This window comes from Pseudomonadota bacterium, from assembly GCA_010028905.1.
Lineage (GTDB): Bacteria > Vulcanimicrobiota > Xenobia > RGZZ01 > RGZZ01 > RGZZ01.
Genome location: RGZZ01000004.1, coordinates 23676 through 41041, shown reverse-complemented (window position 1 = coordinate 41041; position 17366 = coordinate 23676). Strand labels below are relative to the sequence as shown.

The window sequence follows — 17366 nt, the reverse complement described above, 5'->3', positions numbered from 1 at the left end:
CAACGCGCGACTCGTCGTTGACGTGCAGGGTGGCGAGCACGTCGCCCGCCTTCAGATGCTGGCCGGCCCGCGCCTTGAGCACCACGCCCACGGCCGGGTCGACGCTGTCTTCCTTCTTGGCGCGCCCCGCGCCCAGGCGGTTGGCCGCCTCGCCGATGTCGAGGGCGTCGACCGCCGCGAGCCAGCCCTCGCGCGGCGCCATCACGTCGACGAGCACCCGCGCCTTGGGAAGCAGCCCCAGGTCTTCGGTGACGCGGCCGTCGCCGCCCTGGGCCTCGATCATCTCACGCAGCTTCTTCAGCCCCGCGCCGCTGCGCAAGGCCTCTTCGGCTTTCGCCCGTCCCTCGGTGGGGTCGAGAGCGAGCCCGCCCAGGGCCAGAAGATGCCCAGCCAGCACGAGCGAGACCTCCCACAGCGGGGTGCCCGCGTGCTTGCCCTGCAAGATCTCCACCGCCTCCTCGACCTCGAGGGCGTTGCCGATGTAGGCGCCCAGCGGCGTCTCCATATCGGTGATGATGGCGCTCACGCGACGCCCGAGATGGCGGCCGATGTCGACCATGGCCTGGGCCAGCTTGCGGGCGTCTTCATGGGTCTGCATGAACGCGCCGCGGCCGCACTTCACGTCGAGCACGATGGCCTCGGCGCCGGCCGCGATCTTCTTGCTCATCACCGAGCTGGCGATGAGCGGGATGCTGTCGACCGTGGCGGTGACGTCGCGCAGGGCGTAGAACTTGCTGTCGGCCGGCACCAGGGTCGGGGTCTGGCTGATGACGGCGATGCCGATGCGCTTCACCTGATCGAGGAACTGCTCGCGGGTCAAGCTCGTGCTCAGGCCCGGAATCGACTCGAGCTTGTCGAGGGTGCCGCCGGTGTGCCCCAGCCCGCGCCCGCTCATCTTGGCCACCTGCCCGCCGCACGCGGCCACCAGCGGCGCGAGCACCAGGGTGGTGGTGTCACCCACGCCCCCCGTCGAGTGCTTGTCGACCTTCACCCCCGTGATGCCGGACAGATCGATCTGCTCGCCGGACTCGGCCATGCACATGGTGAGATCGGCCGTCTCCTGCTCGGTCATGCCATTGAGATAGGCCGCCATGAGAAACGCGCTGACCTGGTAGTCAGGGATGCTCTTGTCGGCGGTGCCGTTGCACATGAAGGCCAGCTCTTCCCGGGTGAGGGCCTCTCGGTTTCGCTTCTTGCGGATGACGTCGATGGCGCGCATGCAATGTTCCTTTCAGTGGGCCGCCGCGGGCGCCGCGGCGGGAAGGTTGGCAAGAACGCCGCGCACCAGGCCGATGAAGCGCGGTCCGGTCTCCTTGGCCTGCTTGACCACGGCCTCGTGACCGGCCTCTTCGTAGCCGCCGTGCAGCGCGTTGGTCACACACGAGATGCCCAGCACCCGCAGGCCGCTGTGACGCGCCACGATGACCTCCGGCGCCGTCGACATGCCCACGGTGTCGGCCCCGATCTGCTTGAAGACCCTGATCTCGGCCTGGGTCTCATAGCTCGGGCCCGTGAGGGCCAGGTACACGCTCTCGCGGATCTCGAAGCCCTGCGACTTTGCGACGTCGCGCGCGTACTGGCGCAGTGCGGGGTCGTAGGCGTCGACCATGGGCGGGAAGCGGGGGCCGATGGAATCGTCGTTCGGGCCGATGAGTGGGTTGGTGCCCATGAGGTTGATGTGGTCGCGAATCACCACGAGATCGCCCGGGATGAGGAACTCGCTGATTCCACCCACCGCGTTCGTCACCAGCATGGTGTCAGCCCCCATGGCCTTCATCAGGCGCACAGAGAACGTGATCTGCTGCATGGTGTAGCCCTCGTAGAAGTGCACGCGCCCCTGGTAGATCATGACGTTGCGCCCCTCGAGGGTGCCCAGCACCAGGGTTCCGGAGTGCCCGTGCACGGTGGACGACGGGAAGTGCGGAATCGACGAATACGGGATGCGCACGGCGTTCTCGACTTCGTTGGCGAGATCGCCCAGCCCCGATCCGAGGATGAGGCCGACCTTCGGATGCCAGCTCTCGGCACTGGCGGGTGCGGTGGATGGCGCGGCGGCGGCGATGCGGCGAATGGCCGCGACGGCCTCCTTGAGGTGGTTCGAGAGTGCGTTCGAAGACATGCGGTTCCCTCCTCGGCGACGGTGCGAACGCCCTGCATCGATGCGTGGGCCGCACGCGCGGACGCTGTGCGGGCGTTCAGAGAGAGGCGGCTTTCTCGCGGCCGCTTCGATGTCCTGCGTGTCTGCAAGCCCGGCTCGCGTCCTGCAGAGGAGGCTGGCCCGGCGCGGGCGAAGCCGCCCTCCATGCGAACGCGCCTTCTCACGCTGCTCACTGCCGTCTTCGGGCTCTGCGCCCTTCATCTCATCGGGTTTCCCGTGCAGATCGCCGCGGCGCCCGCACCCGCAGCTTCAGCGGCCCCATCGGCGGCCCCATCGGCGGCCGAACCCGCACCCTCGGCAGACCCGTCGGCCGACCCCGCACCCGCGGCAGACCCGTCGGCCGACCCTGCTCCCGCGGCAGAACCATCGCCCTCGCCCACGCCCGTCGAGGGCTTCGCCTCGCACATCGTCGCCGTGGAAGGGTTCCTCTCGCGCGGTGAGCTGCAGCCTGGCCAGTGGGTGCTTGGCGAGACGCGCTACACGCGCTTGCAGAGCCCGCATCACGTGCAGCTCGACTTCGCGCCGTTCGGATACGCCGAGGGCTTCACCATGCGGCTGGGTCCGAACACCGCGGCCGAAGACGCCCTGGTGGCCGCCGGGGTGGCCCTGGCCACGGGGTGCCCCAGCGTCTATCTGGTGACCAGCCGCAAGGACCTGCCCTGGTTCCTGCGCGACGCCGACCAGACCTACCGCGGGCAGGTGGCCATCCTCGAGGGCCCCGACCCCCTTGCCGCCCTGCACGGCACCCTGGTCAGCCTGAAGCGCGGCGTATCGACCACGCCTCGTCGTGAGCCGAAGACCGACGCCTTCATCGGCTGCCTGATGAGCCATCTCGACGAGCTGCGCTACGCCCAGTCGCAGGCGGTTCTGAAGCGGCTCACCGTCGCCCTGCGCGACAGCCTGGGGGAGCGAACCTCGTTCTGCGAGGGGCTCAAGCCCCGCGACGACGTCGGCCACGACAAGCCCGCCGAAGCGCTGCTGCGCGACGTCACCGCTGTGCGCAACGCCCGTCGATGCGTGTTCTACGTGGGCGAATCAGCCCCGCGTCCCTCCAGCATGTGGGTCGAGGCGGGCGTGGCCCTCTCCACGGGGCATCCCACCGTATTCATCACCCCCACCCTCGACGCCATGCCGCCCTCGCTGCGCCGTGCCTGGCCCACGGGGAACGCACGGGTGCAGGTGTACGGCACGCCCAACGAGCTGCTCGACGCGCTCGAGAAGGACGCGGAGGCCGTGCTGCGCCCCTGAGCCCGGCGGAAGCGCCCTCCCTCATGCATCACGCCCCCTCATGCCTCAGGGAACGCTGAGACCCGCCTTGCGCGCCAGGTCCCGGGCCGGCGTGAAGGCAGGGTCGAGGCGCAGCGCCTCGCCCAGCCATCGGGTGGTCTCATCGACATGCGCGGCCCTGGCCTCCGCCAGCGCGATGTTGTAGGCCAGAGACGCCGAGGGCGCAAGCCTCCACGCCGTCTCGAGCTCGGCCTTGCCGCCCTCGAGATCGCCCGCGCCGACTTTGAGTCGCCCCAGCGTCGAATGCGGCAGGGGATGCTCGGCATCGATGGCGATGGCCCGCGCGCAGGCCTGCGACGCACCCGCGCCATCGCCCGCCGCCGCCAGCGCGTCAGCCAGCCCGCACAGCCCGCGCACCGAAGGCATCTCCCGCGCAGCGCGAACCAGATCGGCCCGGACACGCGAGTCGGTGATCTCCCATGGGGTGGCGGCGCCCGGCCGAAGCGTGTCGAACGCGGGAAGCGAAGCGAACGCGGAAGTGCGCCGCACGTAGACGAGGGCGGTATCGTCGAACCACACCAGCTTCCATCCGGGGTCGACCTGCAGCCAGGTGAGCAGCTGCCCGGTGATGTCATCGGGCTGGCCGTAGCCCACCAGCATCACCTGCACCCCCCAGCGATCGAGGGTCGCGTTGGCCTCGCGCCCCCCGCGGCTGATGACGATGTAGTCGTCGAACAGCTGCTCGTCATAGGTGGGGTCGAAGCCGTGGATGAACGCCCGATAGGCGGGGCGGGCGCGCCACGTCATGTAGCCGCCGAAGTGAAAGGTGTTGAAGACGGTCGTGGGCAGCCCACGACGGGCGATGAACGCCAGCGCCTCGTCTGGATAGGCGTAGCGCGCGGCCCGCAGGGGCAGCCGCTGCGGCGCCAGCCAGACCAGGCAGGCGGCCGCCGCCACGGCCGCCAGGATGGCGAAGGCGCGTGGCGATATGCGCGCCAACGCGCGGCGCAGAAGCTCGGGCGCGAGGGCGCCCAGCGCCGACAGCCCCAGGGCGAGGGTGGCCTGATTGGTGGCCACGAGCTCGCCACACGAGCGGCTGCGCGACTTCGCCGCCCAGGCGAACACCACGAACACAAGCACGTCACGAAGGCGCAGCCCTCGCGCCACGCCCAGCGCGGCCAGGCCCGCGATCTCGAGGGCGACGAAGAGCGTCAGGGGATTGCGACCGAGCTCCGCCGGCGCCCACTCGGCGATGAGCTGAAGGCCGCGGTTGTGAACGAAGATGTGGTCGACGAAATAGACGGCCAGCCAGAATCCGGCGGGGCAGCAGACGGTGGCGGCGAGCGTGAGGGCGAGGGCTCCCGCGTCGCGGCGCAGAAGCGACACGGCGCCGTCCGACAGGCCGAGCAGCCCACGCGCCGCGTTCGCGTCGACCGCGCGGTCGCCTTCCTCGGCACCCGTGCTCTCCCGCGCGGCACGCGCCCTCTCGACCACGCCGGCGATCAGATCGGCCACCATGCGCAGGCCCAGCCAGGCCACGCCGATGAAGCAGCCGGCGTGCAGGTTGCACCACACCAGCATGAGCGCGGCGTAGGCCCATGGCGGAGTGCGCTCACGCTCACCCATGTAGACGAACGCCGCCAGGAAGAGGTCGGTGATCAGCTGGGGACGCGGCATGAGCCGCGACTGCAGCAGCAGCGCGCCGAGCACCGCCGCCAGCGCCGCCCCTCCCCATCCCGCGCCCCGCCTGCGGGCCGTGAGCGTGCCCAGCACCAGACAGCCCCAGGCCGGAAGCGCGGTGAGCAGCAGCGAGAGCCCGCTCTCCCCGAAGGCGTGGTGCACGGCGTGGGCCAGCACGCAGAATCCCCACTCATCGTTGGGAAACCACGGCTGGGGCAGTCGGTCGTTCGGCCACACCCAGTCGCTGTGATGCACGATCTCGCCCGTGCGCGCGATGTGCTCGCCCATCGCGAGATCGAACCAGACGTCGTAGTCGAACACCGTGGGGTGCACGCACGCGACGAAGAGCACGACGAGGCCGATGGCGATGGCGAGGCGACGCACCCCTCGAGATTCGCCCGAAAGCCCGCGGCGCCTCCCGGCCGCGTTTGACAGGCCTCCGCGCGGACGCGTAGAATGCGGGTCAACGCCGCCATGCCCACTTCCACACCGCCACCCCCGCCCACATCGGGCGCCCTCCACGTACTCGGTCGCCTCGCGCGCTACGGGCGGCCCTTCCGAGGGCTCTTCGCGGCGGCCGTGCTTGCCTCTGTGGTGCTGAACGTGGCCAATCTTGTGCGACCGCTGCTCGTGAAGACACTCACCGATGACGTGCTGACCGCTTCCGGGCTCACGGGGCGCTACGGCTTCCTGGCGTGGCTGCTCGCGGCCATGCTCGGCGCCACGCTGCTCAAGGGCCTGTTCACGTGGCTGCAGGGCATCCTCCTCAACCGCGCCAGCCAGGGCTGCGTGCGCGGCCTGCGCGAGCACGCCTACGACCATCTGATGCGCCTTCCGATTGCGTGGTTCGACCGTCAGACCTCAGGCGAGCTCATCACGCGCTTCACCGATGATCTTCGCATGGTCACCGAGCTGCTCACCACCGGCCTGCTCGTCATCACGAACGACACCATCGTGCTCGTCACCTCGCTGGCGTTCATGATCGCCAAGGACGTTCAGCTCACGGTTCTTGCCATGATCGTCACCCCCGCGGCCGGCATCGTGGTGCGGCGGTACGCGCGGCGCCTCACCAAGGCCACCGACGACGCCCACGAGCAGCTGAGCGAGCTCACCAGCCACGTGCACGAGACGGTGAGCGGCATCAAGCAGGTGAAGGCCTTCAACCGCGAGGGCGACGAGAGCGAGCGGTTCCGCGGCAAGAACCAGGAGGCCTTCCGTCACGCCATGCAGCTCGTGCGCCTCACCGCCACCCAGAACCCCATCATGGAGGTGCTGGCCACGAGCGCCATCGCCATCGTGATGTGGTACTGCGCCCTGCGGATCATGAGCGGCCAGCTGACCCTGGGCGATCTGCTTGCCTTCTGGGCCTACATGCTGCTGGCCACCACCCCCATCAACCGCCTGCCCCAGACCACCGCGGTGGTGAGCCGCGGGGTGAGCGCGGGGGCGCGGCTCTTCGCCCTGCTCGACACGCCGGTCGAAGCGAGCCCCGCGCCACGCGCGCCGGGTCACGCCGCCGACGCCGCAACCCCACACGTGGGAAACGCCCCCCTGCCTGCGCCGGACGCGCTGGCATCGGCGGGCGCCAGACCGCGTGGAGCATCCCTGGCGTTCGACGACGTGCACATGCGCTATCGTGATGATCGACCAGAGGCCTTGCGAGGCGTGACCCTCGCGGTGGCGCGCGGGGAACGCGTCGCCGTGGTGGGACGCAACGGTGCCGGGAAATCGACCTTCGCCAACCTGCTGGCCCGCTTCTACAGCTGCGCGCAGGGGCACATCACCCTCGACGGCGCCGCGATCGAGACGCTGCCCCTCGACACGGTCCGCGCCGAGGTGGGGCTCGTGGCGCAAGAGGTCTTCCTGTTCAGCGGAACGATCCGCGACAACATCGGCTACGGCCGCGAGGGCGCCACCGACGACGAGATCGCGGCGGCCGCGAAGGTGGTGGGCGCCCACGACTTCATCGTGACCTTGCCGGACGGCTACGACCACATGGTCAACGAGCGCGGCGCGAACCTCAGCGGAGGCCAGCGCCAGCGCGTCGCCCTGGCGCGAACGCTGCTCGCCGACCCTCGGGTGACCGTGCTCGACGAGGCCACGGCCAGCCTCGATCCCCTGGCTGAAGCCGCCCTCGAGGCCTCGCTGCGCACCGCCACGGCGGGCCGCACCGTCATCGAGATCGCGCACCGGGCCACGGTGGCGCGGGCCGCCGACCGCATCGTAGTGCTCGACGCCGGACGGGTGGTCGAACAAGGCACCCACGATTCGCTGCTGCAAGAAGGCGGCGTGTACGCCGCGCTCTTCGCCGAGGCGCAGCGCCCGTCATGATCGCCCAGCCCGTCAAGAGCGTCCCCAAGTCTCCCCCCATGTCAGGGCGTGAGATGCGCGCCCTGGTGGGCCGCTTCGCGCCCTACGCGAAGCCCTACTGGCCGTGGTTTGTCGCTGGCGTCGCCGCCACGCTGGTGCTCAACGCGGCCAGCGTGGCCCAGCCCTACATCTTGAAGGTGCTCACCGATCGGGTGCTCTCGCATCCCGGCGGGGAGATGTGGGTTCTCAACGTGTCTCTGGCGGCGCTCGTTCTCACCGCCTGTGTGAAGGGGGCCTTCGCCTACGCCCAGGCCTACGCCATGGCCATGGGAAACAACTCCACGATTCGCGAGGTGCGCGAAGACGTCTACCGACACCTGCAGATGCTGCCGCTGTCGTGGTTCGATCAGGCGCGCATGGGCGACATCATCGTGCGCCTCACCGATGACGTGCGCCTCGTCACCGAGCTGCTCGCCGCCAGCGTGATCCTGCTCTTGAACGACACCCTGGTGGCGGTGGGAGCCATCACCTACATGGTGACGCAGAACCCCACCATGACGCTGCTCACGTTCTCGCTGTCGCCCCTCACGGCATGGCTCATCGCGCGCTCCGACCGACGGGTCGAGGGGCTCATCGAGGCCTCGCACGCCACCCACGACGACCTTGCCTCGCAGGTGCAGGAGACGGTGGCCGGCATCCGCGTGGTGAAGTCGTGCCGACGCGAGGGCTGGGAGAGCGCCCGCTACAAGCGCACCAGCCAGCAGGCATACGACCTCTCGCTGCGCGTGCTGGGCCAGACCCTGGCGCAGAACCCCACGGTGGAGTGCATCTCCACCGTGAGCATCGTGGTGGTCATCGGCTACGGCGCGTGGGAGGTGGGCACCGGGCGCATGACGCTGGGCGGTTTTCTGGCTTTCTGGGGATACATCATGCTGGCGAGCACGCCGGTGTCACGCATCACCCAGACCCTGTCGAACCTCCGCAGAGGCCTTCACGCGGCGCGGCGCATCTTCGAGATCAAGGACAGCGAGCGCGAGGTGCACGACGCCCCCGACGCCATCGCCCTCCCGCCCTTCTCTGAGACGGTGGAGCTCGACCGCGTCTCGTTCGGCTACCGCGCCGACGCGGCGCCCGTGCTACACGAGGTGAGCTTGCGGGTGGGTCACGGCGAGATGGTGGCCATCGTGGGGCACAACGGCGCCGGCAAGTCGACCCTCGTCGGTCTGCTGGCGCGCTTCTACGACCCGCAGGAGGGCAGCATCCGCATCGACGGCCACGATCTGCGCACGGTGCGCATCGACTCGCTGCGACGCCAGATCGCCTTCGTGCTGCAAGACAACGTGCTCTTTCGCGGAACGCTGCGCGACAACCTCAAGTACGGCCGCCCCGAGGCGTCTGATGAAGAGATGCGGGCCGCGGCGCGCACCGCGCGATGCGACGCATTCATCGAGGCGCTCCCCGACGGCTATGACACCACGGTGGGCGAGCGCGGCCGTGGGCTGTCTGGCGGGCAGCGCCAGCGCGTCGCCATCGCCCGCGCCCTCATCACCGATCCCCGCATCCTCGTGCTCGACGAGGCCACCGCCGCCCTCGACCCCGAATCGGAGCGACTCGTCCAGGAAGGTCTCGAGGCCCTGATGAAGCATCGCACCACGTTCGTCATCGCGCACCGCCTGTCGACCGTTCGCAGAGCCGATCGAATCGTGGTGCTCGAGCACGGGCGCATCGCCGAGATCGGCACCCACGACGCGCTGCTGGCGCGCGATGGGCTCTACCGGCGCCTGCACGACGCCTTCCACGACGACGCCGTTCCCCACGCCCCCTGAGCCCGAATCGAGGAGGCCCCATGCCCGACAGCACCTTCCACCAACGTCTCGCCCTCGAGCCCTCTCCCGCGCTGCACGAGCAGATACGCTCGGCCTGGGCGCGTCACAGCCGTGCCCTCGAGAGCCGAGACCTCGACGCGGTGCTGGCCACCGTGTCACCCGACTGCGCCTACGAGATCGTGCCCATCGGCCAGCGCTGGGAAGGGCACGCGGGGGCGCGCGCCTTTTACGGCGAGATGTTCGAGGCCACCTCCAAGGGCTGGTGGGGCGGCATGCCGCCCACGGGGCGGGTCATCGAGCTCAAGCTCATCGTCTACTTCCCCTGGGATGCCGTGGCGGAGCGCTTCGCCGGTGAGCGGGTCTGGTTCGCCTGAAAGCGCTCGGACACGCGCGCCATCCTGAAGAGGAACCCACGAAGCCCCGTAGAAGCCCCCCGCCGACTTGCGCCCGACCCTCTCACCCGCTGCTGATGCACGGCGAGGGCATCGGGGCCGGAATCACTGGGGGGAACGTCTTCGTGTCCAACCGTCGCCCGACCAACGCTCTGCTCGTCATCGCCGCCCTGCTCACCCTGCTCGCGCAGGCGCGGCCTATCCTCGCCGAGACCCGCACACCCCTGCGGGCAACGGCCCTGACCCAGCTCCTGCCCTGGATCGCCTCGTCGAGCGTCATCCACGTGTCGACAGACAGGCTGCTCGCCAACATCGAGAAGGCGGCGGCAAAGATCGTCAGCGCCAAGACCCCCTCCGCAGGTGCACCGCCCGCCTTGACCGGCCCGCTTTCATCGCGCGTTGCGGCCTTCGAGCGGTGGCTGACCCGGGCCGTTCCCGACGCTGCCGCCCAGGGCCTCGTGCTGCGCCAGGCGCTGGCCCGTGCGCTGACCAAGGAGCGCAGCGACGGCACCGAGCTCTTCGCCCCCAACCACTACATGCTCCCCGCTGAACAAGAGGGGTATGACAAGGGCGGCGTAGGGCTGCTCGTCGACCCGCGTCCCGATCCGCAGGGCCGCTTCATCGTCTTCGAGCTCCTCGACGGCTTCCCCGGCGCCTCCGTCGGCCTGAAGCGGGGCGACCGGCTCGTGGCGGTGGGCGAGCGATCAGTCATCGGCCTGTCATACCGCGAGCTGGCCGATCTGGTGCGCGGCCCGCTGGGAACGCGCGTCAAGCTCACCGTCGATCGTCCCGGCGAGCACACGCCCGTCGTGTTTGAGGTCGAGCGGGTGTGGCTCAACCCGAATCCCAAGAACATCTCGCACAAAGTCCTCCCGAACGGGATCGGATACGTGCGGGTCAAGTACCTGGGTGAGCGCATGGATCTCGAGCTCTCCCGCGTCATCGACGCCTTCGACAAGGATGGCGTGAAGAAGATCATCCTCGACCTGCGCAACAACGAGGGGCTGCTTGTGGGCACGCAAGACGTGGGCGGCGTGTTCCTCGGGCCCCGCGTCGAGATCACCAGGCTCGTGACCCGCAAGGGCTCCGAGGTGCGGCGCACCCACGGAACCCAGCTCACCAAGGCCCCCGTGGTGGTTCTCGTGAACCGCTACACCAGCGGTGCCGGCGTGCTGCTCGCGGCGGCGCTGCGCCAGAACGTGAACGCGCGCCTGGTGGGCGAAGTCACCGTCTGGCGCGATCAGCCCACGGTATCGAAAGAGCTCTCCGACGGCTCCACGGTGACCGTGGCCAGCGGGTACTACATCCTTGCAGACGGCCAGGTTCTGCGAAACCGCCTCGACAGCCTCAAGCTCGACGCCGCCGTACCGCAGAACCCGCTCGAGCCCTTCGGCACAGACAGCGACGCCCAGCTGAGCAAGGCCGTCGAGCTGAGCCGCTGAGCACGTCAGAGGGACGTGGCCGGATCGGCTGGAAACCTTTCACAACCGGATACGTCACTGCTTCAGACGATTACGAAGGCGCGCCCCACGTGCGCCGCAAGAAAGGGTAGAACACCATGTATCCCGGCACAGTGCAACCTCAATCTCCCACCCCCCTGGGCTCATGGGGCACAGGCGCCGAGCACGGCGACCAGCAGGCGCAGTTCATGCAGCGCGTGCTCTCGAACTTCGGCTTCTCGTTGCTCATTGCGGCCGGCGGCGCCTACGCCGGCTGGTCGCTGCCACCGGCGGCCTACCTCGGGCTGATCCTGGTCGAGTTCATTCTGCTGATGGCCGCCATGTTCGTCCGCCGCTCGGCCACCGCCTCACCCTTCCTGGTCTACGCGTTCGCCGCCGTGTCTGGCGCCACCACCGTCCCCATGATCAAGTGGGCCATCGGCTACACGCATGGCACCGCCGTGGTGTACAACGCCCTCGGCGCCACGGGCGCCATCTTCTGCGCCATGTCGTGGTACGGCATGACCACGAAGCGCGACCTCTCCGGCTGGGGCACCTTCTTGATGATGGGCCTCATCGGCGCGTGCATCGCGTCGTTCATCGGCATCTTCATCACCCACACCCCCATGTACCAGCTCATGATCTCCGCGGTGGTGACCATCGTGATGACGGGCTTCATCGGCTACGACATCAACCAGATCAAGATGAACTGGCAGGCCTACGACATCAACGTCGCGACGCTGAGCCTCTATCTCGACTTCCTGAACCTGTTCGTTCACCTGCTGCGCATCATGGCGATGCTCAGCGGCGGGGGCAGCAGCCGGGACTGGGAATAACCGGCGCGCGTACGTTCACGCTGCTGAGGAATATCGCCCCCTGACGGGCGCTCTCTCCTGATGCTCAGCCCCCTTCCGCCCTTCCTCGCTGCTCCGGGTGGCGTGCGATACCTCTACGAGGGCCGCTGCCCGGTCAGCGGGCAGCGGCTGACGCTTCCCCGCACGACCCGAGCAGAGCAGATCCTCTCCCAGATCATCGAATCGCTCCCCACCGGAGGCGAAGGCAAGATGATCGGCGTGCTCGTCGTGCAGACACCGCAAGGCCTCGCCGCCATCAAGGCCTTCTCCGGTCTCTGGGAGGGAAGCGCCACGCGGAGCGGCTGGGCCCCCCCCATCGGCGGCGAGCCGCCGCCTTCCACCGCGTCCACGCTGGAACGGCTGCAGGCCCTCAAGGCGCACCTGCGGCGCCTCGATGATCACGGCGCCAGCGCGGCGCTGGCCGAGACACGCTTGACGTGGGACGCAGCACAAGAAGCACTGGACGCGCGGCTCTCCGCCGCCAGGGCGCGGCGCCAGACCCTGCGCGCGGCGGGTCATGCGGCGGCAGCGCTCGATGACGAGAGCCGCCGGGACAGCCGCGAGCGACGCCTGTTCCGCCAGGCGCGCGAGCAGGCCCTGGCGCCCCTCACGCAGCACGTGGCCAGCCTGCAGGACGAGATCATCGCGGTGAAGCGCGAGCGCCGCCAGCTCTCGCGGGCGCTGCAGGCCGAGATGCACGCCGCATTCGACGCAACCCTGTCGACCGACCAGCCATGGTCGCTGGCCTCACTCTTTCCCAACGGCCTGCCTACCGGCACCGGCGACTGCTGCGCGCCCAAGCTTCTCTACCACGCGGCACGAAACGGCTGGACGCCCCTCGACATGGCTGAGATGTGGCATGGCCCGCCCAGTCCGAACGGCCAGCGCCAGCCCGGCGTCTTCTATGGGGCATGCGAGAACCGCTGCCAGCCGCTCCTGGGGGCGTTGCTGTCGCGACACGCGTGCCCACTCGACGTGCGTCTCGAAGACCCCCACATTCTCGTGGTCGTCAAGCCGCCTGGGCTGCTGACGGTTCCCGGGCGCGAGCACTGGAAGCACGACAGCCTCCTGGCTCGCCTGCAGCAGAGACATCCGGACGCCCGCGCCGTGCATCGCCTCGATCTGGAGACCTCCGGACTGGTGGTGTTCGCCCGCGACGCCCAGACCCACGCCCGTCTGCAGCGGCAGTTCGCGGAGCGGGAGGTGCGCAAGGTCTACCACGCCTGGCTCGACGGCGAACCCGCGCAGCGTCACGGCACCATCGCGCTGGCGCTGGGCCCGGATCCGCATCGGGCCGGCGGCTACCGCGCCGACCCTTCCGGAAAGCCATCGCTCACCACCTATCGCGTGATCGACGCGACGCACGTCGAGCTGCAGCCCCACACGGGCCGCAGCCATCAGCTGCGCGTACACATGGCCACCGGGCTGCGCTGCCCCATTCGTGGCGACCGCCTGTATGGTTCACCGCGAGACGGGGAGACCCGCCTGTTCCTGCACGCCACCTCACTCGCCTTCCGCCATCCGGAGAGCGGACACGAGGTGCGCGTGGAGGCCGCCCCACCGTGGTGAGCCGCCTTCGAAAGGGCCGCCGTGAGAACGAGAGCGGGGCGCCCGCTGCCGGACGCCCCGATTGAACCCCTGGGGTAGAGCAACCTGCGATTGCCCCACCCACGTCGGTTGCAGCGGCTACAACCCGCTGCGACGGCTCTGCCGACGTCGGCGCAGGGCACGCGCGCGGGCGCGGGCCTCGGGCGACAGCGCGGAGCGACTGCCATCTGGTCGAATCAAGAACTCACCAGAATCTTCAACAGGGTCTTCGGCGATGGCCATGACGCCTCCCCGGCGCCCGACCTCAGCCGCGGGTGCGGTGTCTACGCGGAACAGCTCGCGCGTCTCGTGCACGACCATGCCTTCGCCCCCCCCGTCGCGCTGACGCACCACGGGGATCTGGGCCGCCAGCGCCACGGTTCGACCTTCCGCCTGGACCGCGAGGGTCATGGCGTTCTCGTCGATGATGAGGTAGCGCGAGATGCTGCGCACCACGTCATTGCGAATCTGGTCGAGCGTTGCGGGGGAGAGGCTCAGACGGTCGAGGACCACGCTGCCCTTGAGACGACCGGCCGCCATCTGCGCCGAGTCGTCCTTGCGCATCAGCTTTTGAATGAAATCTGCCCAGAAGTTGAACATGTGCTGCTCCTCTCTCAGGCCTGACGGGCGACTTCTTCGCCCATGCCGAGAACCCGTCGCATGCGCGCCCAGAAGCTCTCGGTACGGGGCGGCACCACCGCCGGCGCGTTGACCGGATCGATGAGACGCTGCACGACCTCTCGGTAGGCCTGACCCGCCTTCGACTGCTTGTCGAGCACGGCCGGCTCGCCGCGGTTGGAGGCCCGCAGGATCTTCTCGTCTTCGGGCACGATGCCCAGCAGCTTGACGTTCAGGATCTCTTGAACGTCGGCGATGCTCAGCATCTGGCCCTTGCGGATCATGTCGGGCTTGATGCGGTTCACGATGAGAGACGGGCTGCACTTGTCTTCCGCCTCGAGAAGCCCGATGACGCGATCGGCGTCGCGCACCGCCGACACCTCCGGATTGGTGACGATGACCGCTTCGTCTGCGCCGGCGATGGCGTTCTTGAACCCGCCTTCGATACCGGCGGGGCAGTCGATGAGCACGAAGTCGAACTGCTCGCGCAGCTCATCGCACAGCGCCTTCATCTGCTCGGGCTTGACGGCGTCCTTGTCCCGGCTCTGCGCCGCCGGCAGCAGGAACAGGGTCTCGTTCCGCTTGTCTTTGATGAGCGCCTGCTTCGCCGTGCGGCACTTCTTCTCGACCACGTCGACCAGGTCGAACACGATGCGGTTCTCGAGCCCGAGCACCAGATCGAGGTTGCGCAGCCCGATATCAGCGTCGATGAGCACCACGCTCTTGCCGGTCTGCGCCAGACCGGTACCGATGTTGGCCGTGGCGGTGGTCTTGCCGACGCCGCCCTTGCCGGAGGTGATGACGATGACCTTGCCCATGGGGAGACCCTCCTTCAGCGACCGTAGAGGCAGGTGGCGACGGAACCCTCGTGGATGCGCGCCATCACCGCTGCGTTGTTGGTAAAGCTCTTCTGCGTGGCAACCATGCCGATGAGATTGCCCACGCGCAGCTGCGAAGCGTGCAGGTTGAGCGCAACGACAACCGCGTCTGCCTTGCCCTTGCACCCCGCGTGAACGATGCCGCGAACGTTGCCGAGAACGATCACGTCGCCCTCGGCCTCGACCTCGGCGCCGGCATTGACGTCGCCCATGACGACGACGTTGCCCGCAAACTGGATGCGCTGCCCGGAGCGCAGCGTCTTGCGCACCATGAGGGTGGGGTCTGCGTCGGCGGGCGACGGCGACGCGGCGGCAGCGCGCTCGACCGGCGCCGCGACTTCCGCGGTCTCGGCAACATCGGCCGAGGCTGCGGCCTCGGCGGCCGGTGGTTCCACAGGCGCAGGGGGCTCTGGCGGGCGCGCGGCGGCTTCCGCCTTCACGCGGGCGTTTCCGCCGTGCTTGGCCAGCCCGAGGGTACCGATGATGCACTTGATGCCCTGCCCCTCGAGCAGCCTGCGGGTGGCGAGCGAGCTGCTGATGACCCCGAGCAGCTTCACGCCCGATTCGTTCAAGACGCGCATCAGCTCGAGGTAGTGCTCTTGCGTCAGCTCGCGCCACCCCAGATCGAGGCTGACGGGAGACCCGGCAAAGAACTGGCGCTTCTCGGCAATGGCGGCGCGCAGCTCGAGCAGACCGTCAGCGAACGGACATTCCTCAGCGATGCTGACGAGAATGCCGCGACGGGTGCCTTTCATCGAGACGTACTGGTGGGTAAGCACTGTCGACCTCCGGTGTTCCCGGAAGATTTCGAAGCGCAAATTGAAATTCCTGCAAGATCATGGGCAGATCTGGCTTGTCATGCGGAACTCACCGATCAAGTGCCTGAACCGGAGCGAACCCCGCGATCAGTTGGGCGCGGCGGCACCGCTCCGCGGCATCGCTGCGGCAGGCGGGGGAGCCGAGACCGCGGCGGCCGGACGTGAGACCGCCGCGCGCGCGGGCGACATGGCCGGCGCCTTCTTGCCAGCGATGGCGGTGGGCGCCACGTCGAGCGCCTGCGCCAGGCGAACGGGCACAGTGCCCCATCGCCCCTCGAGCGAGAGATTCGCGGCCGCGGTCAGCATGCAGCACGTGATGGCCAGCGCGAGCACCAGGGTCGGGTTGAGGCGCTTCTCTTCAAAGGCGGCGGGCGCCCCCCAGATCGTGCGCCAGGCCTGCTGGCCGAAGAGACCGACGCAGGCCAGTCCGAGCAAGGGCGCTCCCAGATAGAGCGCCGAGAGACCGCTGAACCGCATGAACTGCCCCTCGAGCATGGAGTCGTGGTATCCGCCCCAGACGAATGCCGCCACCACAAGCCCGAAGAGCGCGAACGAGAGGGCCAGATACGCCCCTCCCAGCAGCAGCGCCGTGAGCGCGTTCATGAGACCATCGCCAGCGGCGAACAGCATTCTCTCGCCACGGCTGTAGGTGTGGTCGTGCATGTCTCTACCTGCCCTCTCCTGTCGCGCGCAGCATCTCCACGTGGGATGCTGGAGCGCAAGAGCCGGTGGGACGGCGAGCACGAAAGGGCTTCCCTGCCACGGGCGCCCTGGCTCGCGGTCTCGCTCTCGCGCGTGTGCCGCGTGCGGTGAGGTTCGCTTCGGCCCACGGGAATCCTCGTGCCCCCCCCTCCAACAAGAGCGACCAGAGCGCCCCTTTCCCCGAGCGCTGCGGGGCTCGCGCAGAACGTTAACATCGCGGAAACATCCTTCACACATCGTTCACAAATCGACCGTGTACTTTCATCGTCGCCACGTGAGAAGGATGCTCGAGACAGATGGTGATGAGGAGAGACACATGAGCATTCTGGGTGGAATCGGGAAGACGCTGTCCAACGCCGCAGGTCTGGTGACCGAGCCCCTCAAGGTGGCCGGCAAGGTCGTGAGCACGGCCGTTCACACCGACCTCAACCTGCTCAAGGACGTGGTGACCCTGAACCCCAAGGCGTTCGTGAAGGACGCCGCCCACGGCATCAACGAGCAGGTCAACAACCTGGCCGAAGGTGCAACGCACCAGATCGACCACGTCGGCGGCATCGTCGGTGGCCAGGCCGAGACCCTGGGCAGCACCGTGAAACTTGGCACCGAACCGCTGCGCACAGCAGGGCACCTGATCGGCAACCACCTGTCTGGCGCGGGCGACGCTGTCAGCGATCTCGCCGATGGCCACCCGGGAGACGCGGTGGGCGACACCTTCCAGATGTACAAGCGAGACGGCAAGATCCTCCAGGATCACGGCCACCGCGTGCTCCACGATCTGGTGGGGTGAGTCGGGCGAAGCCCGCCAGCGCAAGCGCTGTGGCGCGCAAACAAGGTGCGTCGTGCAGTGCGGCCGGAACGACACCCGTGGAGGGACGGC

Annotated in this window: 15 protein-coding genes; 8 read left to right on the top strand and 7 right to left on the bottom strand. The window is 68.8% G+C overall.

Annotated elements, in window-relative coordinates; genetic code table 11:
• On the bottom strand, nucleotides 1-1219 hold a 1219-nt coding region (locus EB084_00735; GenBank protein ID NDD26781.1), incomplete at its 3' end, for a thymidine phosphorylase.
• A gap of 12 nt (nucleotides 1220-1231) precedes the next feature.
• Complete coding sequence (locus EB084_00730; GenBank protein NDD26780.1) at nucleotides 1232-2119, bottom strand: purine-nucleoside phosphorylase; 888 nt, start codon at nucleotides 2117-2119, stop codon at nucleotides 1232-1234.
• Between the two features lie 183 nt (nucleotides 2120-2302).
• Here EB084_00730 and EB084_00725 point away from each other — a divergent pair, with 183 nt between their 5' ends.
• Nucleotides 2303-3406 (top strand): hypothetical protein, encoded by a 1104-nt coding sequence (locus tag EB084_00725; GenBank protein NDD26779.1) that lies wholly within the window; start codon nucleotides 2303-2305, stop codon nucleotides 3404-3406.
• Between the two features lie 45 nt (nucleotides 3407-3451).
• On the opposite strand, the gene EB084_00720 is transcribed toward EB084_00725, so the two are convergent.
• Nucleotides 3452-5449 carry a hypothetical protein gene (locus EB084_00720; protein NDD26778.1) on the bottom strand — a complete coding sequence of 666 codons (1998 nt, stop codon included), beginning with the start codon at nucleotides 5447-5449 and terminating at the stop codon, nucleotides 3452-3454.
• Nucleotides 5450-5521: 72 nt separating this feature from the next.
• On the opposite strand from EB084_00720, the gene EB084_00715 reads away from it, so the two are divergent.
• The 6 genes from EB084_00715 (at nucleotide 5522) to EB084_00690 (ending at nucleotide 13455) form a co-directional block, all read left to right on the top strand.
• A complete protein-coding gene (locus tag EB084_00715) occupies nucleotides 5522-7396 on the top strand; it encodes an ABC transporter ATP-binding protein (protein ID NDD26777.1) in 1875 nt (624 codons plus the stop codon).
• Nucleotides 7393-9201, top strand: coding sequence for an ABC transporter ATP-binding protein (locus tag EB084_00710; GenBank protein ID NDD26776.1), 1809 nt, complete (start codon nucleotides 7393-7395; stop codon nucleotides 9199-9201). The genes EB084_00715 and EB084_00710 overlap by 4 nt, the downstream gene beginning before the upstream one ends.
• Nucleotides 9202-9221: 20 nt before the next feature.
• Nucleotides 9222-9575, top strand: a complete 354-nt coding sequence (locus EB084_00705) for a hypothetical protein (protein NDD26775.1) — start codon at nucleotides 9222-9224, stop codon at nucleotides 9573-9575.
• A gap of 95 nt (nucleotides 9576-9670) precedes the next feature.
• Nucleotides 9671-11035, top strand: coding sequence for a hypothetical protein (locus tag EB084_00700; GenBank protein ID NDD26774.1), 1365 nt, complete (start codon nucleotides 9671-9673; stop codon nucleotides 11033-11035).
• Nucleotides 11036-11151: 116 nt separating this feature from the next.
• A complete protein-coding gene (locus EB084_00695) occupies nucleotides 11152-11868 on the top strand; it encodes a Bax inhibitor-1/YccA family protein (GenBank protein ID NDD26773.1) in 717 nt (238 codons plus the stop codon).
• Between the two features lie 60 nt (nucleotides 11869-11928).
• Nucleotides 11929-13455, top strand: coding sequence for an RluA family pseudouridine synthase (locus EB084_00690; protein ID NDD26772.1), 1527 nt, complete (start codon nucleotides 11929-11931; stop codon nucleotides 13453-13455).
• 117 nt (nucleotides 13456-13572) lie between these two features.
• Here EB084_00690 and EB084_00685 read toward each other — a convergent pair whose 3' ends face one another.
• The 4 genes from EB084_00685 to EB084_00670 all read right to left on the bottom strand — a co-directional run bounded on the left by EB084_00685 (nucleotide 13573) and on the right by EB084_00670 (nucleotide 16450).
• On the bottom strand, nucleotides 13573-14073 hold the full coding sequence (locus EB084_00685; protein NDD26771.1) for a hypothetical protein: 501 nt from the start codon (nucleotides 14071-14073) through the stop codon (nucleotides 13573-13575).
• A 14-nt stretch (nucleotides 14074-14087) separates the two neighbouring features.
• Nucleotides 14088-14909 (bottom strand): septum site-determining protein MinD, encoded by an 822-nt coding sequence (gene minD, locus EB084_00680; protein NDD26770.1) that lies wholly within the window; start codon nucleotides 14907-14909, stop codon nucleotides 14088-14090.
• Between the two features lie 14 nt (nucleotides 14910-14923).
• Nucleotides 14924-15724 carry a septum site-determining protein MinC gene (minC, locus tag EB084_00675; GenBank protein ID NDD26769.1) on the bottom strand — a complete coding sequence of 267 codons (801 nt, stop codon included), beginning with the start codon at nucleotides 15722-15724 and terminating at the stop codon, nucleotides 14924-14926.
• 150 nt (nucleotides 15725-15874) lie between these two features.
• Nucleotides 15875-16450 carry a hypothetical protein gene (locus tag EB084_00670; GenBank protein NDD26768.1) on the bottom strand — a complete coding sequence of 192 codons (576 nt, stop codon included), beginning with the start codon at nucleotides 16448-16450 and terminating at the stop codon, nucleotides 15875-15877.
• A gap of 322 nt (nucleotides 16451-16772) precedes the next feature.
• Here EB084_00670 and EB084_00665 point away from each other — a divergent pair, with 322 nt between their 5' ends.
• On the top strand, nucleotides 16773-17276 hold the full coding sequence (locus EB084_00665) for a hypothetical protein (protein NDD26767.1): 504 nt from the start codon (nucleotides 16773-16775) through the stop codon (nucleotides 17274-17276).
• Nucleotides 17277-17366 lie beyond the last annotated feature (90 nt).